A 25,269-nucleotide genomic window follows, 5' to 3' on the forward strand; every position below is an offset into this window, starting at 1 on the left:
CCGATTATTCACCCCAGGAAGCCGTCATGCACGCACGTGCGCACGCCCCCTCCCCACTCCGTCAGGCGCTCAAGGAACGCAAGGCCGAGCTCGTCGAGCGCTTCTCCGCGCACGGCAAGATCGACGTGCTCCTGCACGGCCTGTGCCAGGCCGTCGACCAGGCCATGCGCGACGCGTGGGCCGAGTGCCAGATGCCGGGGGAGTTCGCGCTCGTGGCCGTGGGCGGCTACGGACGCGGCGAGCTGTACCCGTACTCGGACGTCGACATTCTCGTGCTGCATCGCGGCACCGACGGCGACGCGCTCACGTCTCACGTGGAGCCGTTCATCGGGTTCCTCTGGGACATCGGCGTCGAGATCGGATCTTCCGTACGCACGGTCGACGAATGCCTGAGCGAAGCGCAGGCTGACATCACGGTGCAGACGAGCCTGCTCGAAGCGCGTCTCATCACCGGCGACCGGGCGCTTTTCGAGGCATTCGAGCAACGCTTCGCCGTCGATCTCGATCCCCTGGCATTTTTTCGCAGCAAGCAGCTGGAAATTCGTCAGCGCCACGCGAAATACCAGGACACGCCCTACAGCCTCGAGCCGAACTGCAAGGAAAGCCCCGGCGGGTTGCGTGATCTGCAGGTCATCCTGTGGATGACCAAGGCCGCGGGGCTCGGCAACAGCTGGTCGGAACTGTTTGCGCGCGACCTGCTCACCGATCGCGAACTCAAGGAGTTGCGTCGCAACGAACAGTTCCTGAAGGGTCTGCGCGCGCGCTTGCACTTGCTGGCGCGCCGCCGCCAGGACGTGCTCGTGTTCGACATGCAGACGCCGCTCGCCCAGAGCCTGGGGTTCGATGCAACGGCCACCAAGCGCGCCAGCGAGCAGCTCATGCGCCGATACTACTGGGCTGCCAAGGCCGTCTCGCAGCTCAATACCGTACTGCTGCTCAACGTCGAGGCCCGGCTGTTCCCGCAAACGAGCGGCGTGACGCGCGTGATCAACGAACGCTTCGTCGAGAAGCAGGGCATGATCGAGATCGTCGATGACGAGCTCTACCAGCGGCATCCGAACGCCATTCTCGAGACGTTCCTGCTCTACGAACAGGTCGTCGGCGTGAAGGGCCTCTCGGCGCGAACCCTGCGGGCGCTCTACAACGCCCGGGAGTTGATGAATGCCCAATGGCGCACCGATCCCGAGAACCGTCGCACGTTTCTCGCGATCCTTCAGCAACCGCAAGGGATCACGCACGCCCTGCGCCTGATGAACCAGACCAGCGTGCTCGGGCGGTACCTGATCAATTTCCGCCGCGTGGTCGGCCAGATGCAGCACGACCTTTACCACGTGTATACGGTCGATCAGCACATCTTGATGGTGGTGCGCAACATTCGCCGTTTCGCCGTTGCGGAGCACACGCACGAGTACCCGTTCTGCAGCCAGTTGATTGCGAACTTCGACCGGCCGTGGGTGCTGACCATCGCCGCGCTATTCCACGACATCGCGAAAGGGCGCGGTGGCGACCACTCCACGCTGGGCATGGTCGACGCACGGCGTTTCTGCACCCGTCATGGCATCGACAAGGAGGACACCGATCTGATCGTCTGGCTGGTGGGCGAGCATCTGACGATGAGCACCGTCGCGCAGAAGCAGGACACCACCGACCCCGACGTCATTCGCCGCTTCGCCGAGAAGGTCGGCAGCGAGCGACGCCTGACCGCGCTCTATCTCCTGACGGTAGCGGACATTCGCGGCACAAGCCCGAAGGTCTGGAACGCATGGAAAGGCAAGCTGCTCGAGGACCTTTACCGGCTGACGCTGCAGGTACTCGGCGGCGCGAATCCGGATCCGCATTCGCAGTTGAAAACCCGCAAGGAAGAAGCGCTCGGCCTGCTGCGGCTTTATACCGTGCCCGAACGCGCTCAGGAAGCGCTCTGGAATACGCTCGACGTGGCCTACTTCCTGCGCAACGATCCCGCGGACGTCGCGTGGCAGACGCGCCATCTGTGGCGGCACGTCGACAGCCCGGCCCCCATCGTCAAGGCGCGACCGTCGCCGATCGGCGAGGGGCTGCAGGTGATGGTCTACGTGCGCGACCAGGTCGACCTGTTCGCGCGCATCTGCGGCTATTTCGAGCGCAAGGGCCTGTCGATTCTCGATGCGAAGGTGCACACCACCAGCCACGGTTTCGCACTGGATAGTTTTTTGCTGACGGACCCCGGCCTGGACACCAGTTACCGCGACATCATCAATCTCGTGGAAAGCGAACTGGTGTCGCTGCTTACGCGTGCGGAGCCCCTGGCCGAGCCGAGCAAGGGGCGCCTGCCGCGCCGCTCGCGCAGCTTTCCTGTTACACCGCGCGTCGATCTGCGACCGGACGAACGCGGTCAGTACTACCTGCTCTCGGTGTCGGCCAACGACCGCACCGGCTTGCTCTACGCGGTTGCGCGCGTGCTTGCGCGTCACGGCGTGAGCGTGCGCACCGCACGTATCAATACCCTCGGCGAACGTGTTGAAGACACGTTCCTGCTCGACGGCAGCCGCTTGCAGGACAATCGCCTGCAAATCGCCGTCGAGACCGAATTACTCGAAGCACTGGAACCATGAGCGATACCCCGCGCGCCAAACTGAGCGCCAAACACCCCCGCACCCTCGACAAGACGCGCGCCCCCGTGCGTTCGTCGGGCGCCTTGCGTCGTCCGACCAAGGCGGTGCCCGCGTCGATGCTCGACGCTGGCGGCACGAAGAAAGCCGCTGCGAAACCGGCGCGCCCGCGCCCGGCGGATGACGCGTCGGCGCCAGCAGGGGCGCGGCGCCCTGCCGGCAATGCCGCTGTCCCGCGCAAATCCGTGGCCAACGCGGCCAACGCGGCCAATACGACCAATGCGGTCAAGCCGTATGAGAAGCGCGCAACAGGCGATCGTCCGCCCCAACGCGGCCAGCGCGAGCGCGTGGCCGGCGGCCGCGCGGTCCGTGGCGCCGAGGGTACCCCGAGGCGCTTCGACGAGGACCGCCCGCGTCGCGCCGGCGAAGGTAGCGCGGGTGGCGCACGGGGCGATTACGCCCGCCCGGTCAAACGCGGCGCCGATGACCGCGCGCCGCGCCGTTTCGACGAAGACCGTCCGCGTCGCGCCGACGAAGGTGGCGCGCGTGGCGGCGCACGGGGTGATTACGCCCGCCCGGTCAAACGCGGCGCCGATGACCGCGCGCCGCGCCGTTTCGACGAAGACCGTCCGCGTCGCGCCGACGAAGGTGGCGCGCGTGGCGGCGCACGGGGTGATTACGCCCGCCCGGCCAAACGCGGCGCCGATGACCGCGCGCCGCGCCGTTTCGACGAAGACCGTCCGCGTCGCGCCGACGAAGGTGGCACGCGTGGCGGCGCACGGGGTGATTACGCCCGCCCGGTCAAACGCGGCGCCGATGACCGCGCGCCGCGCCGTTTCGACGAAGACCGTCCGCGTCGCGCCGACGAAGGTGGCACGCGTGGCGGCGCACGGGGTGATTACGCCCGCCCGGCCAAACGCGGCGCCGATGACCGCGCGCCGCGTCGTTTCGACGAAGGTGGTGCACGGGGTGCACGTGGTGATTACGCCCGTCCGGCCAAACGTGGCGGTGAAGACGCACCACGAGGGCGCTTCGCCCGCGAGGACCACAATGCGCGTCCGGCACGCCCGGCACGCGCGGCGCGTGTCGAACGCGACGACGATGACGACATCAAGGTCCATCACGACGCGGCAGGCTCACTGCGCCTGTCCAAGCGCATGTCAGAGCTGGGCCTGTGCTCGCGACGTGAGGCGGATGAGTGGATTGCCAAGGGGTGGGTGCGCGTCGACGGCAAGGTCGTGACGGAACTCGGCACCAAGATTCTGCCGACGCAGGAAATCACGGTTGTCCAGGCCGCGCACAAAGAGCAGGCCAACCGCGTCACGATCCTGCTTCACAAGCCCGTGGGCTATGTCTCCGGACAAGCGGAAGACGGGTACGAACCCGCCGTCGTTCTGGTCACGCGAGAACACCATTGGGCCGAAGACGATGCCGGCGTGCGTTTCTCGCCATCGCACCTGCGTAGCCTGGCGCCCGCCGGGCGTCTCGATATCGATTCGACCGGCCTGCTCGTCCTGACGCAGGACGGGCGCATCGCCAAACAACTGATCGGCGAAGATTCCGAGATCGAGAAGGAGTATCTCGTGCGCGTGTCCTACAACGAGCATTCGCAGAACGTTCAGGCACACTTCCCGGCCGATCGCCTGGCGCTGCTGCGCCATGGACTGTCGCTCGACGACCAGCCGCTCAAGCCGGCCCAGGTCGACTGGCAGAATCCGGAGCAACTGCGATTCGTGCTCAAGGAAGGCAAGAAGCGTCAGATCCGCCGGATGTGCGACCTCGTCGGCCTGCACGTCACGGGACTCAAGCGCGTTCGCATGGGACGTATCACGCTCGGCAATCTGCCCGTCGGCGAGTGGCGCTACCTTCGCGCCGGCGAGGGATTCTGAGCGGAACGGCGACCTCGCCAATGAAAAAGCCCGCCAACAGGCGGGCTTTTTCTCGGCCATTTGCCGGTTACTCCGGTGTGCCGTCGCGCCGTCCCCACGCGGCGTCGGCGCAACGCCCGGCACCCGACCTCACCGCACGGCCCCGGCGTCAGGCCATCGACCGCTCGACCAGCCATGGCGTCTGAGATCGACGCGACAAATCAGTCGTCGCTCTTCGGATCGAGCCCCGGGAACAGGATCTCGGTAAAGCCGAACTTGCTGAAGTCGGTAATGCGCATCGGATACAACTTGCCGATGAGATGGTCGCACTCGTGCTGGACCACCCGCGCGTGAAATCCCTCGGCAATGCGATCGATGACACGTCCGTACTGATCGAACCCCTCATAACGCAGCATCGAATAACGGTTGACCATGCCTCGCAGCCCGGGAACCGACAGGCAACCCTCCCAGCCCTCTTCCATGTCCTGCGTCAGCGGCGTGATCACCGGATTGATGAGCACGGTCTCAGGCACTTCGGGGGCGTCGGGGTAGCGCTCGTTGTGCTCGAAACCAAAGATCACCACCTGCAGGTCGACGCCGATCTGCGGCGCGGCCAGTCCCGCGCCGTTGGCGTGCTTCATGGTGTCGAACATGTCGGCGACGAGTTCATGCAACTCGGGCGTATCGAAATGCTCCACGGCCTTGGCGAGGCGCAGCAAGCGCGGATCGCCCATCTTCAGAATGTCGCGAATCATCGATTGAGTCCTCACATCAAAGCGCGGCCAACATCGCGCGCATAGCGTCTTCGTCGAGCACCGGCACACCCAGCGACTCGGCCTTCGCCAACTTGCTCCCTGCGTCGGCTCCCGCCACGACATAATCGGTTTTCGCGGAAACCGAACCGGCAACCTTCGCCCCTTTTTCCTCGAGCATCGATTTCGCCTCGTCACGCGAAAGCGTCGGCAACGTCCCCGTCAGCACGAAGGTCTTGCCGGCCAACGGCAACGGGGCCGCCGCCGCCGGTTCCGACTCGGGCCAGGTGACGCCCGCCGCGCGCAGTTGCTCGATCACCTCGACATTATGCGGCTCACCGAAGAAATTGGCGATGGACTGGGCCACAATGGGTCCGACGTCAGGCACGGCGAGCAGTTCCTCGGTCGAGGCCGCCATCACATTGTCCAGCGTGCCGAAATGACGGGCGAGATCCTTCGCCGTCGCCTCACCCACATGCCGGATCCCCAGTGCGAAGATGAAGCGCGCGAGTGTAGTGTGACGCGCCGCCTCCAGCGCCGCCACCAGATTGGCCGCCGATTTGTCGGCCATGCGATCGAGCGCCGCCAGCTTGGCCACGCCGAGCTTGAACAGGTCGGCCGGCGTGCGAATGATGTGCTGGTCGACAAGTTGCTCGACGAGTTTGTCGCCAAGCCCTTCGATATCGAGCGCGCGGCGCTGCGCAAAGTGCAGCAAGGCCTGCTTGCGCTGCGCGGCGCAGATCAACCCGCCCGTGCAACGCGCGATGACCTCGTCGGGCAGCTTCTCGATGGCCGAACCGCACACCGGGCACGCCGTCGGCATCACAAACGCCCGCGCGTCGGCAGGACGTCGCTCCAGCACCGAACCGACCACCTCCGGAATCACATCCCCCGCACGGCGCACAATCACGGTGTCGCCGATCATGACATCCTTGCGCCGAATTTCGTCCTCGTTGTGCAGCGTGGCGTTCGTCACCGTCGCCCCGCCCACGAAGACCGGCGCCAGACGCGCCACCGGCGTGATCGCGCCCGTGCGCCCCACCTGCACCTCGATGTCGAGCAGCGTCGTGAGTGCCTCCTGCGCGGGAAATTTGTGCGCCAGTGCGAAGCGCGGCGCGCGTGACACGAAGCCGAGGCGCTCCTGCTCATCGCGTCGGTTGACTTTGTAGACCACGCCATCGATGTCGTACGGCAGCGACGGGCGCGCCTCGCCCACCGTTCGATAGAACGCGAGCAATCCGTGCGCCCCCTGCACCACCTCGCGACGGTCGTTGACCGGAATGCCCAGTGTGACGTACCAATCGAGCAGCGCGGAATGGGTCTGAGGCATCGGTGCGCCAACCAGTTCGCCGATCCCATAGGCAAAGAACGACAGCGGGCGCCTGGCGGTGATTCTCGAATCGAGCTGGCGCAGGCTACCGGCCGCCGCATTGCGCGGGTTGACGAAGACCTTCTCGCCGGCGGCTTCCTGCATCCGATTGAGCTTGTCGAAGTCAGCCCGGAACATCAGCACTTCGCCACGCACTTCAAGCACTTCGGGCGGATCGTCCGTCTCCAGGCGCAGCGGAATCTTCTTGATGGTGCGGATGTTGGCGGTCACGTCCTCGCCGGTCGTGCCGTCACCGCGCGTGGCTGCCTGCACGAGCACACCGCGCTCGTAACGCAGCGCGATCGCCAGGCCGTCGAACTTCAGCTCGGCCGCGTATTCGACCGGTGCGCCGAACAGATCGCCCGAGGCACCCGCCGCATTGCCATCGCGTAGCCCGTCCGTCACGCGACGATCGAACGCCTCGACGTCCTCGTCGGCAAAGCCGTTGTTCAGCGACAGCATGGGCACACGATGCACGACCGGAGCGAACCCCTCCACAGGCTTGCCGCCAACGCGCTGCGTGGGCGAATCTGCACGCTGCAATTCGGGGAAGCGGGCTTCGAGTGCGACGAGTTCGGCGAACAGACGGTCGTACTCGGCATCGGGAATCAGCGGGGCGTCCTCTTCGTAATAGGCGCGATTGTGTCGCGCCAACTCGCGACGCAGCTCGGCGGCGCGCTGCGCGCCGACCGTCGCATCGTCAGACAAATGGGCGTTCGCGCCCTGACCCGGAACGGAAGTTTGGGACATGCGTGGAGACTCGGGTACGGGAATTCAGACCATTATGCCTTCGACGCACGCGCCTGCGCGCCGTCGAGAGCGGGAATCCTTCGGAACAAAAACGCCGCTCACCCGACGGTGAACGGCGTGCATCGAACAGGCAGGGCGCGACGGAAATCGCCCGCCGCCTGCCGGCCTGTGCTTACTGGCTGAACAGACGGCGCGTGACGGGCGAGCCCGCCGGCAGTCCACGTGCCTCCAGGCGTTCGTAGAGCTTGAGAAGCTGCTTGTCAACGTTTTGCAGCGCAGCATCCGAGAGCGGTCGGCGCTGATCGTCCACCACCCGCCCGCCGATGCGCTGTCCGATGGAGCGCGCGTAATCGCACATCAGACGGAACGGCAGCAGGTCTTCGTCGGCCACCGGCACGTCCAGTAGCATGGTGATCAGGTCGCCGCCCTTGTATGTCAGATCGTCGCGCAGAAAGTTGGTGTCGCCGAATTGCAGCATGAACACCGGGTTCTGACGCGTGTCGAGCTTCACGAAGCGCATCCCGTCGCGCGAGAGCAACAGGCCGTCTTGCGTGGCCACCGCCTGCACATAATTGGCGGACCACGGCGCCCCATCGGAGAGCACGTTGACCGACAGTTGAGCGTCGCATTGCGCGGCAAAACTGTCCAGCTCGCGCGCTCGCGCCACCGTTTCCATCATGTCGGGCAATTCGGGCAACGCGTCGACGGCGTCCGCGAGCGTCTGGACGAGGTTCGAGAATTCGGAGAATTCGACCTCATTCAACGCCCCGGCACGGTTGGCGAGTTGGACGGCCATGCGGAGCTGGTGGTAGCGACCGCCGGTGCGAATCAGTTCCCACGGCGAATGCTCGTCCGCACGGCCTTCGATGTTGACCGGCTTGCTGCCGGCGCGGCGCATGCGCATGGTCAACGGCATGAGACGCTCGGCGGCAATCACGTTCGCCAACGGCAACGCCACGATGCAGTCGATGCGCTCGTCGATGACCGCCGGCGGACCGCTCGGCGTCGCCTGGCGAGTGGCGGCAGCGGGCGCCGCCGGCGCGACCGTCGAGGCGGTCGAGGCGGGCACCTCCGCCGTATCGGAGGTCGCAACGGTATCGGCGGCGGCATCGGCACCGTCGGTCTTTGCAACGGGTTCCGCGTCCGGCGCACCGGCTACCGACGCAGCTGCCCCCGCCGGTGCGGCGTCGACGGTGTCGTCCGCGGCGAGTTCGGCATCCATGCGCGCCACCGCGCCGGCGGCGGCCGCTTGTTCCGCATCGCGCGCCGCCTCACCGGCAGCGGCGCCGCCGACGTGGGGCGCGGCGGCGGGGGTATTGCCCGACGGCACGCTTGCCTCATGCGCAGCGACGACACCGCCTGCCTCGCTTGCGGCGGCCTTCTCGGCCGCTTCCTGCGCCGCCCGCTTGCGCGCGGCAGGCGGGGCGTCCCAGGCGTCTTCATTGATGGCAAACGCGTCCTGCACGGACGTGCCGGCAACCGTCGCCGGGCCCAGCGTCGGCTCGCGACGCTCCCCCGACTGTGCCGGCACTCGCGGCGGCGACAGCGTGGGCTCGATAAACGGGCGATCGTCGTCCGCGTCCGGCGCGCCGGCCGTCGCATCGATGCCCGCCCCATCGGCCGGCATGCGACGCGGTATGCGCGCACGCGCCTTGCTGCCTTGCCAGGCGTTATAAGCCACTACCCCCAGCAGTACCACTACCCCTGCGGCAATCAAACTAAGCTGCAGTTCATTCATGCGCGGCGTTCCTCTCTCTTCTCCATCGTGGGCGCGGGGTCAGGCGATCTCGGCCAGATTGATCGCTGACTCCATGTCCACCGCCACGATCCGCGACACCCCTTGTTCCTGCATGGTGACGCCGATGAGCTGATTAGCCATTTCCATCGCGATTTTGTTGTGCGAAATAAATACGAATTGGGTGCGGTCCGACATGCGCGCCACCATCTTGGCGTAGCGCTCGGTGTTGGCGTCATCGAGCGGCGCGTCCACCTCGTCCAGCAGACAGAACGGCGCCGGGTTGAGCTGGAACATCCCGAACACGAGCGCAATGGCGGTAAGCGCCTTCTCCCCACCAGACAGCAAATGAATCGTGGAGTTCTTCTTGCCTGGCGGCTGCGCCATCACCTGCACGCCGGCGTCGAGAATTTCGTCGCCGGTCATGATGAGCTTTGCCTGGCCGCCGCCGAACAGCATCGGGAACAGTTCGCCGAAATGCTTGTTCACTTCGTCGAACGTACCTTGCAGCAGCACGCGCGTCTCTTCGTCGATCTTGCGAATCGCGCCTTCGAGCGTTTCGATGGCGTCGTTCAGATCGGCCGACTGGGCGTCGAGGAAGACCTTGCGCTCGCGCGCCGTTTCCAGTTCCTCGAGCGCCGCCATGTTGACCGGGCCGAGCGCGTTGATGGCGTTGTTGATGCGCGTGACTTCGCCCTGCAGATACGACGGCTTCATATCCGCCGTGAGCTTGGCCGACAATGCCTCTTCGTCGACCTGCGCGGTCGTGAGCTGCTCGGCGAACTGCTCGCGGTTCAGGCGCGCGGCCTGCTCCTTGAGCTGCAATTCCGTGATGCGGTCGCGCAGCGGTTGCAACCCGCGCTCCGCCGCCAGACGCTCCTCGTCGCTTTGACGCAGCTTCTGCGTGAGGGCTTCCAGCTCCATGCGGGCGGCCCCGAGAATCTCTTCCTTCTCGGCGCGAAGCTCCAGCGCGTCCTGCAAGCCGTTCTCCGCTGTCTGCTCGGTGATTTGCGCGAGCTCGGCCTGCGCCTGCTCGATCGAAACGACCAGACGCTCGGCCTGCTCCAGCGCCGTCTGAATACTGCGGCGATGCTCGTCGATCTTGCTCGCGATCCCTTTCTGCCCGTAAGTCGCGTCCTGTGCGAGACGTTCGAGCTCGCGCGCACGATTGCGAGCGTCGGACAGTTGACTGTCGAGCGATTCGAACTCGAGCTGACCGTCTTCGAAAGTGGCCTGCAACTCGGCCAGCCGGGCATCGCTGTGCTCGAAGTTCGCTTCCGACTCGGCGCGCATGGCCAGTTGCTCTTCGATCTGGGCCGCGATTTCGCGCAGTTCCTCGTCGATCTGCGAGCTGCGCGCGTTATAGCGCTCGTAGGCCTGAGTCAGCTTGAGTACGTCCAGCTGCAACGCATGCACGCGCTGCGTGGCGCGCTCAGCGCGCCCGCGCACCTCCGTGAGCGACTGGGCGGCCTGGCTGTAGGCGGCTTCCGCACGCACGGCCGCCGACTTGGCTTCGTCCGAGAGCAGCGCCTGCGCGCGCAGTTGCTTGCCGAGATTCTCGATTTCCTGCTGACGCGCGAGCAAACCGGCCTGCTCGGAGTCGGCGGCATATAGCTGCACGCCCACGCGGGTGACCTGATGCCCGGCCTTGACGACAATCGATGCCCCTTCGGGCAACTGCGCGCGGGCCGTCATCGCCTGTGCGAGGTCGTCGGCGACGTATGTGTGACCGAGCCATTCCTGCAACACGGCGCGCAGGCCCGGATCGTCGATGCGCAACAGCGAGAGCAGCGGACGCAGCGAGGCCGGCGCCTCCGGTGGTCGCGCGGCCGGCGGCGGCGAGTAGAACGCCAGCTTGGCCGGCGGAGCGTCGCTCGCGAAGGCCTTCACCCAGTCGAGGTTGCTGATTTCCAGCGCGGCAAGGCGCTCGCGCAGTACCGATTCGAGCGCGTTTTCCCAACCCGGCTCGATATGCAGTTTCTTCCAAAGTCGCGGCAGTTGCGCCAGCTCGTGCTTGTCGAGCCACGGCTGCACCTTGCCCTCGGTCTGCACGCTTTCCTGAAGCTGCTTGAGCGCACTCAGGCGAGCCTCGAGCTGCGCGATGGTCGCCGCCTCGGACTGGACCCGGGCCTGCGCCTCGGCGCGCTCCGCCTCCAGACGCGGCAGCCGTTCCTGCGCCTCGGCAAGCTCGGCCTGCGCATCCTCGAGCATCGCCTGATGTTCGGCGAGTTCGGCGCGCTGCATCTCCAGCTCGGCCTCGTCAGGCTTGTCGAGCCCACGCGCCTCACCTTGCAAGCGCTCCTGACGCTGCTGCAGTTGCTGCAGGGCCTGGTCGGCGTTGCGTTGGTGCGCGGCTTCGAGTTTCAGGCTCTGCTCGACCTGTGCGATCTCGCTGCGCTGCTCGTTGAGCAGGTTCTGCGCGTCGCGCCAGCGTGACTCCAGTGCAGGCAGGGCGTCGTTCTGTTCGGCCGCCTGATCCTGGGCCGTCGCCGCCCGCTCCTCCGCGATGACCAGTTCTTCCTCGGCAAGGGCCAGCGCCTCTTCCGATTGCGCACAGCGGGCCTGCCACTGTTCGCGTTGCGAGGTCAGCGCCGCCAGTTGCGCCTGCACGCGATTGCGCGACTCCACAACGTAACGGATCTCCGCTTCGAGGCGGCTCACCTCCGAATTCGCCTCGTACATGGCGCTCTGGGCGGCCTGCACGGCATCGGTGGCGGTGTAATGCGCGGCGCGCAGCGTCTCGAGGTCGGACTCCGACCCGCGCAAACGCGCCATCTGCGCCTCCAGGTCGACCTGTGCCGACTCGATGGCGCGTTGCTGGCGTTCCTGTTCGTTCTGGGCCTCGTTCTTGCGCAACAGCCACAACAGTTGCTGCTTCTCTTCGCCGTCGCGCTGCAAGTCCTTGAATCGATTGGCCACGACGGCCTGCGATTCCAGCTTTTCGAGGTTGGTGCCGAGTTCGCGCAGGATATCTTCCACGCGGGTGAGGTTCTCACGCGTGTCCTGCAGACGATTCTCGGTCTCGCGGCGTCGTTCCTTGTACTTGGAGACACCCGCGGCTTCTTCGAGGAATACGCGCAGTTCTTCCGGCTTGGCCTCGATGATGCGCGAGATCATGCCCTGCCCGATGATGGCGTAGGCGCGCGGCCCGAGGCCGGTCCCGAGGAAGATGTCCTGGATGTCGCGGCGACGCGCCGGGAGATTGTTGATGTAGTAGCTGGAGGTCCCGTCGCGCGTGAGCACACGCTTGACGGCGATCTCGGCGTATTGGCTCCACTGCCCGGCGGCACGTCCGGCGCTGTTGTCGAACACGAGCTCGACGCTGGCGCGGCTTGCCTGCTTGCGGGCGGTCGACCCGTTGAAAATCACGTCCTGCATCGATTCGCCGCGCAGCTCCGAGGCGCGCGACTCGCCGAGCACCCAGCGCACGGCGTCGATGATGTTGGACTTGCCGCACCCGTTCGGGCCGACAATGCCGACCAGTTGACCGGGCACCGCAAAATTCGTCGGATCGACGAACGACTTGAAGCCAGCGAGTTTGATGGATGTCAGACGCACGGCAGGTTCGCTTTTTCGGTCATTGAATGAGAGGAAAGACGCGGAACGCGCTAGCTGGTCCTGTCTGGCCTCGCGCACGCTGGCGCGCGCAGGCCGCATTTCTTGCTGATTACAGCGGTATCACGACGGTACGCATCATACCATCGCATCCCCCGCCGTCGCGGATTTACAACGCCCCGGATCCGGCAAAATACCCGACAGCACGCCGGCCGCCACGATGCACAACCCGCCCGCGATTTCCCGGGCCCCCAATCCTTCGCTCGCCAGCCACCAGGACGAGATCGCCGCCACCACGATTTCGAAAAGCATGATGAGCGCCGCCTGGTTCGCCGGCACCCGCGCCAGTCCGAACTGGACGATCACGTTGGTCAGGGCGATCGTGCAGCCCAGCGCCAGCGCGACGGACGCCGCACCCGCGTCCGATGCCAGGGCCGAGATGGCGGCATGCCCGCTTTGCACGCCGCCGTCGAAGGGCATGACCAGCAGCCCGCCGACCACGCACCCGAGATACAGGGTCCAGCTTCGCATCTCCGCCCGCACGTCGGGCAATGCCTGGCTCACGCGACGCAGCAGCACGTTATTGAGCGCAAAGGCCGCGCCCGCAACGGCGCCGGCCCATTCGCCCGCGTTGTTGGGCACCGGCCAGCCCAGCTCGGGCGACCAGAGCATCAGCCCCGCCCCGCCCAGCGCCAGCGCGATGAGCCCACCCCCGCGCAGGCCGACCCGCTCGCCGAGCAGCCAATGGGCGAAGAGCGCCGTCCAGACCGGGGTCAGGTAGAAGAGCAGCAACACCCGCATCACATGGCCGTGCGTGGTACCCCATACGAAGGCGACGTTGGTGGTCCCGCCGGCGAACGCCACGCCCACGAGCAGCCACGACCAGCGCAGCGTGTCAAGCGAGCGGCGATAGACGAGCGTGAGCAGCAACAGGGCCACGCCGGCGGTGCATATCTGCGCGGGAATCGCAGCCACGCCCCACTGGGCCAGCACGCGATAGGGAAACCAGGCCAGGCCCCACACCGACGAACCGATGAGAATGGCCAGGGCAGGTGCCGCCCGGGTGCGCAACGAGACCCCGGAAGTCGAAGCCGGGCCGTGCGCGCCGTTGCCGGCTACGGTCATACTGCTCTCTCCTGAAAAACCTGAGATACTCCGCCGGCTTGCCCCACTGGCGCCTCGGAATATGCTGAATTACGCGGCGCGCGCGCTTTGGGCGCGCCGTGACGGTATAATTTTCGCTTCGCCGATCTTGCCATTCTTGCGCGCGTCCGGGAACCCCTTTCTCCGTCGCCTCGCCTGATGTCGTGAATCAGCGAGGTTTGATAGCGGGCCGCCGCCGTGCTCCCGGACGACTTGAGCAAGCCCGGCCCCGGGGAACGTGTCGCCGCAAAACGCGCCGGACGCCGGAAAGTCGCCAATCTCGTCCAGCCGCCGCGTGCGGCTCCGAATCGCCGTGAACGCTGCCCTCACCGGCAGTGCGAACCCTAGCCCTGAGTCTGTTTGAATTCTCGTGAACCCATTACTCGACAAGCTCCAGCCCTACCCCTTTGAACGCCTGAAGTCGCTCGTGGCGGACGTCACGCCCGCCGCCGCGTACAAGGCCGTCAGCTTCGGCATCGGGGAGCCCAAGCACCCAACGCCGCAATTCATCAAGGAAGCGCTGATCGAAGGTCTGGGCGGTCTCTCGAACTACCCCGCCACGGCGGGCGGCGAGCCGCTGCGCGCGGCGATCGCGCAGTGGCTGGAGCGCCGCTACGCGCTGCCGAATGTAAATCCGGCGACCGAAGTCCTGCCCGTGACCGGCTCACGCGAAGCGCTGTTCTCGTTCGCCCAGGCGGTCGTCGACGGCAGCAAGCCCGGCGCCCGCGTGATGTGCCCGAATCCGTTCTATCAGATCTACGAGGGCGCCACGCTGCTCGCCGGCGCAACGCCCTATTACGTCGACAGCGACCCGGCGCGCAATTTCGCGCCGGACTACGACAGCGTGCCGGCCGACGTCTGGCGCGATGTCCAGCTGGTCTACCTCTGCTCGCCGGGCAACCCGACGGGCGCCGTGCTGGGTCTGGCCGACTGGAAGCGCCTGTTCGAACTCTCGGACGAATACGGCTTCGTGATCGCGTCCGACGAGTGCTACTCCGAAATCTACTTCGACGAAGAGCGCGCACCGCTGGGCGGCCTCGCGGCGGCCCATCAGCTCGGCCGCGGTTTCGAGCGCCTGGTCGTGTTCTCGAGCCTGTCCAAGCGCTCCAATGTGCCGGGCATGCGCTCCGGTTTCGTGGCCGGCGACGCCGCGATTCTCAAGAAATTCCTGCTGTACCGCACGTACCACGGCTGTGCCATGAGCCCGGCCGTGCAGGCGGCGAGCGTGGCCGCGTGGAACGACGAGGCCCATGTGCGCCTGAACCGCAGCAAGTACCTGAAGAAGTTCCAGACCGTCACGCCGATGCTCGCCGAAGTGCTCGACGTGCGACTGCCGGATGCGGGCTTCTACCTGTGGGCCAAGGTCGACGCCAGGACAGGCATGTCCGATACGGAATTCACGCGTCGATTGCTGGCGCAATACAATGTGGCCGTACTGCCCGGTTCGTATCTGGGCCGCGCCGCACACGGCGCGAACCCCGGCGAGCACTATGTTCGCATCGCCCTCGTGGCCGACGTGGACGAATGCACCGAAGGCGCGCAGCGCATCGTGCAGTTCTGCCAATCCCTTTAATTCCAACTGCAACTGATTCTCGCCATGTCGCAACAACTGCAAACCACCATCGATCAAGCCTGGGAAAACCGTGCCGAGATTTCGGCCAAGTCGGCACCCGCCGACGTACGTGAGGCCGTCGCCCACGTCATTGCCGAACTGGACAAGGGCGCCCTGCGCGTGGCCCAGAAGCATGACGGCAAGTGGATCGTGAACCAGTGGATCAAGAAGGCCGTGCTGCTGTCGTTCCGCCTGGAAGACAACGCCGTGATGCCCGCCGGCGGCTTCAGCCAGTTCTACGACAAGGTGCCGAGCAAGTTCGCCAGCTACACCGCGGAAGACTTCGCCCGCGGCGGCTTCCGCGTGGTGCCGCCGGCCGTCGCACGCCGCGGCTCGTTCATCGGCAAGAACGTGGTGCTGATGCCCTCGTACACGAACATCGGCGCGTATGTCGACGAAGGCACGATGGTCGACACCTGGGCCACGGTCGGCTCCTGCGCGCAGATCGGCAAGAATGTTCACCTCTCGGGGGGCGTCGGTATCGGCGGTGTGCTCGAGCCGCTGCAGGCCAACCCGGTCATCATCGAAGACAACTGCTTCATCGGCGCGCGCTCGGAAGTCGTGGAAGGCGTGATCGTGGAGGAGAACTCGGTGATCTCGATGGGCGTATATCTGGGTCAGTCGACCAAGATCTACGACCGCGAAACCGGCGAAGTGCACTATGGTCGCGTGCCGGCCGGCTCTGTGGTCGTGCCGGGCAACCTGCCCTCGAAGGACGGCAAGTACAGCCTGTACTGCGCCGTGATCGTGAAGAAGGTCGACGCCCAGACGCGCGCCAAGACCGCCATCAACGATCTGCTGCGCGGCGAGTAATCCCGCGAGGCTTTGACGGGGCATCGCTGTCGCTCGCGCGGCAGCGGTGCCTCCGACTTGCAGTCCCGAGACACCAGGAGTTCCGGCGATGACGGCAGTGCTTTACGGCATTCCCAACTGCGATACCGTGAAGAAGGCGCGCACATGGCTCGACGAGCACGGCGTGGCGTACGAATTTCACGACTTCAAGAAGGCAGGCGTGAACGACGCACTGCTGGGCACCTGGCTGGCCCAGGTGCCGCTTGCCACCTTGCTCAACCGCAAGGGCACCACATGGCGCAAGCTCTCGCCCGAACAGCAGGCTGCGGCCGCCGACGCGTCGGCGGCACGCGCCCTGATGATCGAGAACCCGTCGCTCATCAAGCGCCCCGTGCTGGTGGCCGACGGCAAGGTTTCCGTGGGCTTCACGCCCAACAGCTACGCTTCACGATTCTGACTTCATGACTTCCTCCCAGGGCGCCACGCTGGCGCTTACCGAGCAACTGATCGCCCGTCACTCGGTGACGCCCGAAGACCGCGACTGCCAGACGATCCTCGCGCGCCGCCTCGAGGCGATCGGCTTCGCGTGCGAGACCATCGCCTCGAATGGCGTGACCAACCTCTGGGCGCTCAAGCGGGGCACGCGCGGCACCGATGGCAAGCTGCTCGTCTTCGCCGGTCATACGGATGTCGTCCCGACCGGGCCGCTCGATCAATGGCATTCCGACCCGTTTGCACCGACGCATCGCGACGGCATGCTCTACGGCCGGGGCGCCGCCGACATGAAGACCTCGCTCGCCGCGTTCGTGGTCGCGTCGGAGGAATTCGTCGCCCGGCATCCCGCGCACGAGGGCTCCATCGGCTTCCTCCTCACGAGCGACGAGGAAGGCCCGGCCACCGACGGCACGGTAAAGGTCGTCGAGGCGCTGAGCGCGCGTGGCGAGCGACTGGACTACTGTGTGGTCGGCGAGCCGACGTCGAGCCAGCGCCTGGGCGACATGGTCAAGAACGGTCGGCGCGGATCGATGTCCGGCAAGCTCGTGATCAAGGGCGTGCAAGGCCACATCGCCTACCCGCATCTGGCGAAGAACCCGACGCATCTGTTTGCACCGGCGCTCGCCGAACTCACGCAAACGGTGTGGGACAACGGCAACGAGTATTTCCCGCCCACCACCTGGCAGATTTCGAACATTCATGCCGGCACGGGCGCGACCAACGTCATTCCCGGCGAGCTGACGGTGATGTTCAATTTCCGCTTCTCGACGGCGAGCACCTCGGACGGCCTGCAAAAGCGCGTCCACGAACTGCTCGACCGCCACGGCCTGACGTACACGCTCGACTGGTCGATCAGCGGCCAGCCGTTCCTCACGCCGCGTGGCGACCTCTCGCAGGCGCTCTCGAGTGCCATTCGCGAGGAAACGGGCCTGGAGACCGAATTGTCGACGACCGGCGGCACTTCCGACGGCCGATTCATTGCGCGCATCTGCCCGCAGGTGATCGAGTTCGGGCCGTGCAACGCGAGCATCCACAAGATCGACGAGCATATTGCGGTGGCCGACATCGAACCGCTCAAGAACATCTATCGCGGGGTGTTGGCGCGTCTGGTGGCCTGAGGCTTCCGACACAACGACCGGCACGAGACATTCACCATGACACCCCAAGCCACTCACCCTTTCCGCACGCTGCGCGATCTGCTGCGCTACGCCGTCTCTCGCTTCACCGAGGCGGAACTGGCCTTCGGCCACGGCACGGCGACCGCCTATGACGAAGCGGCGTATCTGCTGCTGCACACGCTGCATCTGCCAATCGACACGCTCGACCCGTTTCTCGACGCCCGCTTGCTGCCCGAGGAAATCGAGCGTGCACTGTCCGTCATCAACCGTCGCGCGGGCGAACGCGTGCCGGCGTCGTACATCACCAACGAGGCCTGGATGCACGGCCACCGGTTCTACGTCGACGAGCGTGTCATCGTGCCGCGCTCGTTCGTCGGCGAACTGCTCGAAGACGCGCTGCAACCCTGGGTCGACCATCCCGACGACGTCGCCGACGTCCTGGAGCTCTGCACCGGTTCGGGCTGCCTTGCGATCCTTGCGGCCGAAACCTTCCCGGCGGCTCGAATCGACGCCGTCGACATCTCCGCCGACGCGCTGGCCGTCGCCGCCATCAACGTGGCCGACTATGGCCTCGAAGACCGTATCGCGCTGCATCACGGCGATCTTTACGCGCCGCTGCCCAAAGGCAAGCGCTACGAAGTCATCATCACCAACCCGCCGTACGTGAACGAAGGATCGATGCAGGTGCTGCCGGCCGAATATCTCCATGAACCGCGTCTGGCGCTCGCCGGAGGCGACGACGGCATGGATGTGGTCCGACGCATCATTGCCGGCGCGCGCGAGCACCTCACGGATAACGGGGTGCTGGTCGTCGAGATCGGCAACGAACGGCATTTCGTGGAAGCCGCCTTCCCCGATCTGCCGATGACCTGGCTCGCCACGAGCGCAGGCGACGATATGGTCTTCCTCGTTCAGGCCGCCGACCTGTCCTGAGTGCATGCCGAAACAGCCGAGGGCGGTCGCGACTGCCCTCGGATACGCCTCGCCTAACTTCACGCCCTCCGGTTACACTCGGGTTCCCGGGCCAGCGCGGCTCACGGTATGGAGGAAGGTAACCGCCCATGGTGCTCAACTGGCTCGACGTCGGCTTTGCCGTCGCCTGCATCCATGCGCTCGGGATCGCCGCCGCGATCCACGCCGTTCTGACGGTGCGCACGTCGCAAGGCGCTGTCGCGTGGGCGGTATCGCTCGTGACGATGCCCTACCTCACGCTCATCCCCTACCTCTTCCTTGGCCGGTCCAAGTTCATCGGCTACGTGGAAGCGCGCCGCGCACGCAACCAGGTCCTGCAGTCACGCATGGGCGAGACGCAGTGGAGCGGCGAGCCGCCTGTCGCCGTGGAAGCCCACCCCGAATTCGCCGCACTCACGGCGATGACCGGCATGTCGTTCGTCGCGGGCAACCGGGTGCGTCTGCTCGTCAATGGCCGGGCAACGTTCGACGCGATCTTTGCCGCCATCGACCGGGCGCGCGACTACGTGATCGTCCAGTTCTTCATCGTCAAGGACGATGCCCTCGGCCGCGCGCTGGCCGCACGCCTGCTCGCCCGCGCCGCCACGGGCGTGAAGGTCTACTTCCTCTACGACCGCATCGGCAGCCACGACCTGCCACGCAGCTACTGCGAGAAGCTGCGCCAGGGCGGCGTACTCGTGCATGAATTCGCCGCCGCCAGGCGCGGCATCTTCGTCAATCGTTTCCAGCTCAACTTCCGCAACCACCGCAAGATCGTGGTGATCGACGGCAATGAAGCGTTCATCGGCGGGCATAACGTCGGCGTGGAGTACCTCGGCGAGAAACCGCCACTGGCGCCCTGGCGCGACACGCACATTTCCGTGCGCGGCCCGGCGGTAGTCGGCATTCAACGTGCGTTTGCCGAAGACTGGCACTGGAGTACGGGCCTCGTGCCCGAGCTCAACCGGCAGCCGGTCGCGTCCGGCGAGGACATGCACTGTCAGGTGGTGCCGAGTGGCCCGGCGGATCGCCTCGAGACCTCGTCGCTGTTCTTCGTCAATGCGATCAACGCGGCGCAAAAGCGCGTGTGGCTCACCACCCCCTACTTCGTGCCAGACGAAGCTGTGTTTTCTGCGCTGCGCCTGGCGGTGCTACGCGGCGTCGACGTCCGTCTGCTGATCCCCGATCGCGCCGATCACTACGTGGTGTTCGAGGCGACCACGTCCTATGCCTTCGAGGCGGCGCGCAGCGGCATCCACGTCTATCGCTACCATCACGGCTTCATCCATCAGAAGGTCGTGCTGATCGATGACAGCGCCGCCGCCGTCGGCAGCGCCAATCTCGACAACCGCTCGTTCCGGTTGAACTTCGAGATCATGCTGCTGACGGTCGACCGGGCGTTTGCCGACGACGTCGCTTACATGCTGGCAGATGATTTCGGCAAGGCATCGCTGCTCAACAAGGACGACTTCCGCCTGATTCCCCGGTGGCGGCAACTCGCCATGCGCATTGCGCGACTGTTCGCGCCCATCCTGTGAAAGCCGGCCGTGGGCCGCAGCCGACGCCGTTCCCCGAGCGCCGCATCGCCGCACCGCCGCAATAGATTTCCGCCTCGGGCATGACACCCGGTAAAATGCGCGTTTGGCCGCCAGTGCGCGGCCTGGCTCGTATTCTTACCGCCCTCCCGTGATCCGATTCGAACACCTCACCCTCGCGCGCGGCACCAAACCGCTTTTCGAGGACACCTCCGTCACGCTCAACCCCGGCGAGCGCGTCGGTCTCGTGGGCGCCAACGGCGCCGGCAAGTCCACACTGTTTGCCCTGTTGCGCGGCCAGTTGCACGCCGACGGTGGCGACGCCTTCGTGCCGGGCCACTGGCGCGTTGCACACGTCATGCAAGAGACGCCCGCCGTCGAACGCACCGCGCTCGCGTATGTGCTCGACGGCGATACACGCCTGCGCGATATCGAAGCGACGATTGCCGCTGCCGAAGCCGCGCATGACGGCCACGCGCAGGCCGAGGCCCACGCCGCCTTCGCCGACGCCGACGGCTACACCGCGCCCGCACGCGGCGAGGCGCTGCTGCTTGGCCTGGGTTTCACGCTCGCTCAGACGCAACTGCCCGTTGCCAGCTTCTCCGGCGGATGGCGCATGCGCCTGAATCTGGCGCAGGCGCTCATGTGCCCGTCGGACCTGCTGCTGCTCGACGAACCGACCAACCACCTGGACCTGGACGCGATCGTCTGGCTCGAGGACTGGCTCAAGCGCTATGCGGGCACGCTCATCGTGATCTCGCACGATCGCGAATTCCTCGACGAGGTCTGCAACGTCACGCTTCACATCGAAAACCAGCAGATCAAGCGCTACGGCGGTAACTACAGCCAGTTCGAAATCCTGCGCGGCCAACAACTGGCGCTGCAACAAAGCGCGTTCGACAAGCAACAGAAGACGATTGCCCACCTCGAGTCGTACATCACGCGCTTCAAGGCCAAGGCATCGAAGGCGCGCCAGGCGCAAAGCCGCATGAAGGCACTCGAAAAGATGGAGCGCATCGCGCCCGCGCACGTCGCGTCGCCGTCCACATTCGAGTTCCGCCCCGCCGACAGCGCGCCGAACCCGATGCTCGTGCTCGAAGGCGTGCGTTGCGGATATACGCTCGACGACGGCAGCGAGAAAGTCATCCTGCCGCACGTCACGATGTCGGTGCAGAACGAGCAACGCATCGGTCTGCTCGGCGCCAACGGGCAAGGCAAGTCGACCCTGATCAAGACGCTTGCCAACACGCTCGCGCCGCTGTCCGGGGTCGTGAAGACCGGCAAGGGATTGCAGATCGGGTATTTCGCGCAGCATCAGGTCGAAACGCTGCGACACGACGACTCGCCGCTGCAGCACCTTCAGCGCCTGGCCCCCGACACGCGCGAGCAGGAGTTGCGCGACTTCCTCGGTGGCTTCAACTTTCGTGGCGACATGGCGACGTCGTCGATCGCGCCCTTCTCCGGCGGCGAGAAGGCGCGGCTCGCGCTGGCGCTCATCATCTGGCAAAAGCCGAACCTGTTGCTGCTCGACGAGCCGACGAACCACCTGGACCTCGAGACGCGCCACGCGCTGACAATGGCCCTTGCCCAGTTCGACGGCACGCTGATCCTCGTCTCGCACGACCGGCATCTGCTGCGCGCGACGACCGATCAGTTTCTGCTCGTGGCCGCCGGCGAAGTCAAACCCTTCGATGGCGACCTCGACGACTACCGCGACTGGCTGCTGCAGCACGCGGCCGACCAACGCGCCGCCGCGCGCGAGGCGAGCACCGGCTCGAGCGGCGACGGCATGCAGGCGGGCGACGGTGCCAATCGCAAGGACCAGAAGCGCGCCGAGGCGCAGGAGCGCCAACGGCTGTCACAACTGCGCAAACCGTTGCAGCGCAAGATCGAAAAACTGGAGCAGTCGATGGCGAAGCTCTCGGACGAGAAAGCCAGACTCGACGCCATCCTTGCGGACAGCGGCACGTACGAAGAGGCAAAAAAGACGCTGCTGACCGACAGTCTGAAGCAACAGGCGGAAGTCACGAACCGGCTCTCGGACGTCGAAGCCGAATGGCTCGAGGCCCAGGAAGCGCTCGAACAGATCGTCTGACGGGACGTCGCTCGTGCCCGCTGTGCCGCTGTGCCGCTGTGTCGCTGTGTCGCCCAGCGGCCACAAAGAAAAAGCCCGGTCACGCAGACCGGGCTTTTTTGTTCGCCAGATTCAGCGAAGTCGGCACGTGCGCCGCGAGCGCGTGCGACTACAATCCGGCCACGACCGAAATCGCCTGCTCCAGACGGTCGACGGCATGCACTTCAAGACCGTCGATGGGTTGTTTGGGCGCGTTCGCCTTCGGAATGATGGCAATCGAGAAGCCGAGCTTCGCGGCTTCCTTGAGACGATCCTGCCCCCGCGGGCTCGGCCGGATTTCCCCGGCCAGCCCGACTTCGCCAAACGCGACGATGCCGCGCGGCAAGGGCTTGTTGCGCAGCGACGAGTGGATCGCCAGCAGCACGGCCAGGTCGGCCGCCGGCTCCGAAATCTTCACACCGCCCACGGCATTGAGGAACACATCCTGATCGAAGCAGGCGATGCCGGCGTGACGATGCATGACCGCCAGCAACATCGCCAGCCGGTTCTGCTCCAATCCCACCGCCAGACGACGCGGATTCGGCACCTGGGCCGTATCCACCAGCGCCTGCACTTCGACGAGCAGCGGACGGGTGCCCTCCTGGGTCACCAGCACGCAGGAGCCCGGCACGCTCTGCTCATGCTGCGAAAGGAACAGGGCCGACGGATTCGCCACCCCGCGCAGCCCTTTTTCCGTCATGGCGAAAACGCCCAGTTCGTTGACCGCGCCGAATCGATTCTTGAACGCGCGAACGAGGCGATAGGACGAATGCGTGTCGCCTTCGAAATACAGCACGGTGTCGACGATGTGTTCAAGCACGCGTGGCCCGGCCAGACTGCCCTCCTTCGTCACGTGGCCGACCATGATGACGGTCACGCCGCTTTGCTTCGCACTGCGTGTGAGTTGGGCCGCACACTCGCGCACCTGGGCCACCGAACCGGGCGCCGAGGTGAGGGCTTCGGAGTAAATGGTCTGGATCGAATCGATCACCACGACATCCGGCTTTTCCGATTCGATCGCGCCGAGAATCTTCTCCAACTGGATTTCGGCAAGCAGATCGAGCTCACCGCCGCCCTCGCCCGCCGCACCGAGGCCCAGTCGCTGCGCGCGCAGCGCAATCTGCGCGCCGGACTCTTCGCCGCTCACGTAAAGCGCGCGGCGCTCGCGCGCCAGATGCGCCAGGGACTGGAGCAGCAGCGTCGACTTGCCGATTCCGGGATCGCCGCCGATCAGCACCACGCCGCCGGCGACGAGCCCGCCGCCGAGCACCCGGTCGAATTCACTCACACCGCTGGAAAATCGCGGCACGTCGGCCGCTTCGATCTGCGCGAGCTTGCGCACCGGCGTGCTCTTGGCGAGCGACTGGTACCGGTGGCCGGTCGACGTTTCGGCCACCGACTCGACGAGGGTATTCCAGCCGTTGCAGTTGGGACATTGCCCCGCCCACTTGGGCGTCTGCCCGCCGCACTCGGTACAGATATAGACAGTCTTGGCTTTGGCCATGCGTGGAGATCCCGTCGTGACGCTCAGTTCGCGTGCACCGGCACGCGGCGCGCCACGGCGCACATGAGCTCGTAGCCGAGCGTGCCCGCCGAGGCCGCCACTTCGTCGATGCTCAGGCCACGGCCCCAGAGCGTGACCGGCGTGCCGACGCGAGCCTGCGGCACCGGCGTGAGATCGACCGCGAGCATGTCCATCGAGACGCGCCCCACCGTGCGCGTACGCACCCCGTCGACCAGCACGGGCGTGCCCGTGGGCGCGACGCGCGGATAGCCATCGGCGTAGCCACAGGCCACCGTGCCCACGCGCATCGGCGCATCGGCGCGGAACAGGCTGCCGTAGCCGACCGAGCCGCCGGCCGGCACTTCCTGGGTACCGATCAGCTCGGCTTCGAGCGTCATCGTGGGTTGCAGATCGAGTTCCGCCGCAGGCACGTCGACGCCCTTGGGCGAGGAACCGTAGAGCATGATGCCCGGGCGCACCCAGGCGCCATGCGTGCCCGGATGAAACAAGGTGGCCGCCGAGTTGGCCAGGCTGCGCTCGCCCGGCACGTCGCAGGCGCCGCGCTCGAACGCCTCCATCTGATAGGCGATGCCGCGCGGGCCGTCGGCATCCGAGAAGTGCGTCATCAACACGATCTGGCTCACGCCGGGAATCGCACGGGCGCGCTCCCATGCGGCACGAAAACGCTCTGGCGCGAACCCCAGGCGGTTCATGCCGGAGTTCATCTTGAGCTGCACGTTGAGCGGCTTGGTCAGCCGCGTGGTCTCGAGCATACGCAGCTGCTCGTCGCAGTGCACCGTGGTCGTCAGGCCGTACTTGTCGACGACGGCAAGATCCTCGGGCTTGAAAAAGCCCTCCAGCAGCAGAATCGGGCCGGCCCATCCGAGCTCGCGAAGCCGAACGGCCTCGTCGAGGTCGAGCAGGCCGAAGCCATCGGCGTCGCGCAACCCGGGATAGGCGTTCTCGATGCCGTGCCCGTAGGCGTTGGCCTTGACCACCGCCCAGACCTTGGCGTGGGGCGCGTGGCGGCGGGCGACATCGAGATTATGGGCAAGCGCTGCGGTGTGAATGGAGACTTTGATCGGACGGGGCATGGGCGGAAACGGAATCGGAGGAGAAGCTTGCCGGGACAGGCCGACGGCATAACGCATGGGCATATTTTCGTGTTATAAAGCCGTGCGCACAACTTGTTTTGCCGAAATCTTTCTCCCGATAAGAATATGGGTCTCAGACCGAGGGCGACCGGGCGCCCGACACGGGGGCTTCGAGACCGAATATACGGTCGAAAGACGTCATTTGGATGGTCGAAGCGCGCAGATACCCCTGTGTTCAAGCCCGGTTTCTTCCCGTATGGGGGCCCCACTCGGGCACCGCGGATTCCGACAACCG

General features: G+C 66.0%; 16 protein-coding genes. 9 read left to right on the forward strand and 7 right to left on the reverse strand.

Annotated elements, in window-relative coordinates:
- The first annotated feature begins 26 nt into the window (after window positions 1-26).
- Together LV28_RS37210 and LV28_RS37215 are read left to right on the forward strand one after the other, a co-directional pair.
- Window positions 27-2,591 carry a [protein-PII] uridylyltransferase gene (locus LV28_RS37210; RefSeq protein WP_023596251.1) on the forward strand — a complete coding sequence of 855 codons (2,565 nt, stop codon included), beginning with the start codon at window positions 27-29 and terminating at the stop codon, window positions 2,589-2,591.
- Complete coding sequence (locus tag LV28_RS37215) at window positions 2,588-4,477, forward strand: pseudouridine synthase (protein ID WP_038617324.1); 1,890 nt, start codon at window positions 2,588-2,590, stop codon at window positions 4,475-4,477. The genes LV28_RS37210 and LV28_RS37215 overlap by 4 nt, the downstream gene beginning before the upstream one ends.
- 200 nt (window positions 4,478-4,677) lie before the next feature.
- On the opposite strand, the gene def is transcribed toward LV28_RS37215, so the two are convergent.
- From def to LV28_RS37240, 5 genes are all read right to left on the reverse strand, one after another.
- Window positions 4,678-5,211 carry a peptide deformylase gene (def, locus tag LV28_RS37220; RefSeq protein ID WP_023596253.1) on the reverse strand — a complete coding sequence of 178 codons (534 nt, stop codon included), beginning with the start codon at window positions 5,209-5,211 and terminating at the stop codon, window positions 4,678-4,680.
- Between the two features lie 16 nt (window positions 5,212-5,227).
- Complete coding sequence (gene ligA / locus LV28_RS37225) at window positions 5,228-7,327, reverse strand: NAD-dependent DNA ligase LigA (protein ID WP_023596254.1); 2,100 nt, start codon at window positions 7,325-7,327, stop codon at window positions 5,228-5,230.
- A gap of 172 nt (window positions 7,328-7,499) precedes the next feature.
- Window positions 7,500-9,065, reverse strand: coding sequence for a cell division protein ZipA C-terminal FtsZ-binding domain-containing protein (locus LV28_RS37230; RefSeq protein ID WP_025249259.1), 1,566 nt, complete (start codon window positions 9,063-9,065; stop codon window positions 7,500-7,502).
- A 39-nt stretch (window positions 9,066-9,104) separates the two neighbouring features.
- Window positions 9,105-12,620, reverse strand: a complete 3,516-nt coding sequence (smc, locus tag LV28_RS37235; protein ID WP_023874153.1) for a chromosome segregation protein SMC — start codon at window positions 12,618-12,620, stop codon at window positions 9,105-9,107.
- 135 nt (window positions 12,621-12,755) lie between these two features.
- The gene (locus LV28_RS37240; protein ID WP_023596257.1) at window positions 12,756-13,742 is read right to left on the reverse strand and encodes a DMT family transporter; all 987 of its coding nucleotides are present in this window, start codon (window positions 13,740-13,742) and stop codon (window positions 12,756-12,758) included.
- Window positions 13,743-14,130: 388 nt separating this feature from the next.
- Here LV28_RS37240 and dapC point away from each other — a divergent pair, with 388 nt between their 5' ends.
- From dapC to LV28_RS37275, 7 genes are all read left to right on the forward strand, one after another.
- Window positions 14,131-15,333, forward strand: a complete 1,203-nt coding sequence (dapC, locus tag LV28_RS37245) for a succinyldiaminopimelate transaminase (protein WP_025249261.1) — start codon at window positions 14,131-14,133, stop codon at window positions 15,331-15,333.
- Window positions 15,334-15,357: 24 nt separating this feature from the next.
- On the forward strand, window positions 15,358-16,185 hold the full coding sequence (dapD, locus tag LV28_RS37250) for a 2,3,4,5-tetrahydropyridine-2,6-dicarboxylate N-succinyltransferase (protein WP_023596259.1): 828 nt from the start codon (window positions 15,358-15,360) through the stop codon (window positions 16,183-16,185).
- 88 nt (window positions 16,186-16,273) lie between these two features.
- On the forward strand, window positions 16,274-16,621 hold the full coding sequence (locus LV28_RS37255) for an ArsC family reductase (RefSeq protein WP_038617321.1): 348 nt from the start codon (window positions 16,274-16,276) through the stop codon (window positions 16,619-16,621).
- A gap of 4 nt (window positions 16,622-16,625) precedes the next feature.
- Window positions 16,626-17,777, forward strand: a complete 1,152-nt coding sequence (gene dapE, locus LV28_RS37260; protein WP_023596261.1) for a succinyl-diaminopimelate desuccinylase — start codon at window positions 16,626-16,628, stop codon at window positions 17,775-17,777.
- 36 nt (window positions 17,778-17,813) lie between these two features.
- On the forward strand, window positions 17,814-18,710 hold the full coding sequence (gene prmB / locus LV28_RS37265; protein WP_023596262.1) for a 50S ribosomal protein L3 N(5)-glutamine methyltransferase: 897 nt from the start codon (window positions 17,814-17,816) through the stop codon (window positions 18,708-18,710).
- 128 nt (window positions 18,711-18,838) lie between these two features.
- Window positions 18,839-20,266 carry a cardiolipin synthase gene (gene cls, locus LV28_RS37270; protein WP_023596263.1) on the forward strand — a complete coding sequence of 476 codons (1,428 nt, stop codon included), beginning with the start codon at window positions 18,839-18,841 and terminating at the stop codon, window positions 20,264-20,266.
- A 148-nt stretch (window positions 20,267-20,414) separates the two neighbouring features.
- A complete protein-coding gene (locus LV28_RS37275) occupies window positions 20,415-22,358 on the forward strand; it encodes an ATP-binding cassette domain-containing protein (RefSeq protein WP_038617318.1) in 1,944 nt (647 codons plus the stop codon).
- 148 nt (window positions 22,359-22,506) lie between these two features.
- Here the strand turns inward: LV28_RS37275 and radA are convergent, their stop codons facing one another.
- Window positions 22,507-23,880, reverse strand: coding sequence for a DNA repair protein RadA (radA, locus tag LV28_RS37280; protein WP_023874151.1), 1,374 nt, complete (start codon window positions 23,878-23,880; stop codon window positions 22,507-22,509).
- 23 nt (window positions 23,881-23,903) lie between these two features.
- Window positions 23,904-24,974 carry an alanine racemase gene (alr, locus tag LV28_RS37285; protein ID WP_023874150.1) on the reverse strand — a complete coding sequence of 357 codons (1,071 nt, stop codon included), beginning with the start codon at window positions 24,972-24,974 and terminating at the stop codon, window positions 23,904-23,906.
- Window positions 24,975-25,269: the final 295 nt, after the last annotated feature.

The sequence above is a fragment of the Pandoraea pnomenusa genome (assembly GCF_000767615.3).
Lineage (GTDB): Bacteria > Pseudomonadota > Gammaproteobacteria > Burkholderiales > Burkholderiaceae > Pandoraea > Pandoraea pnomenusa.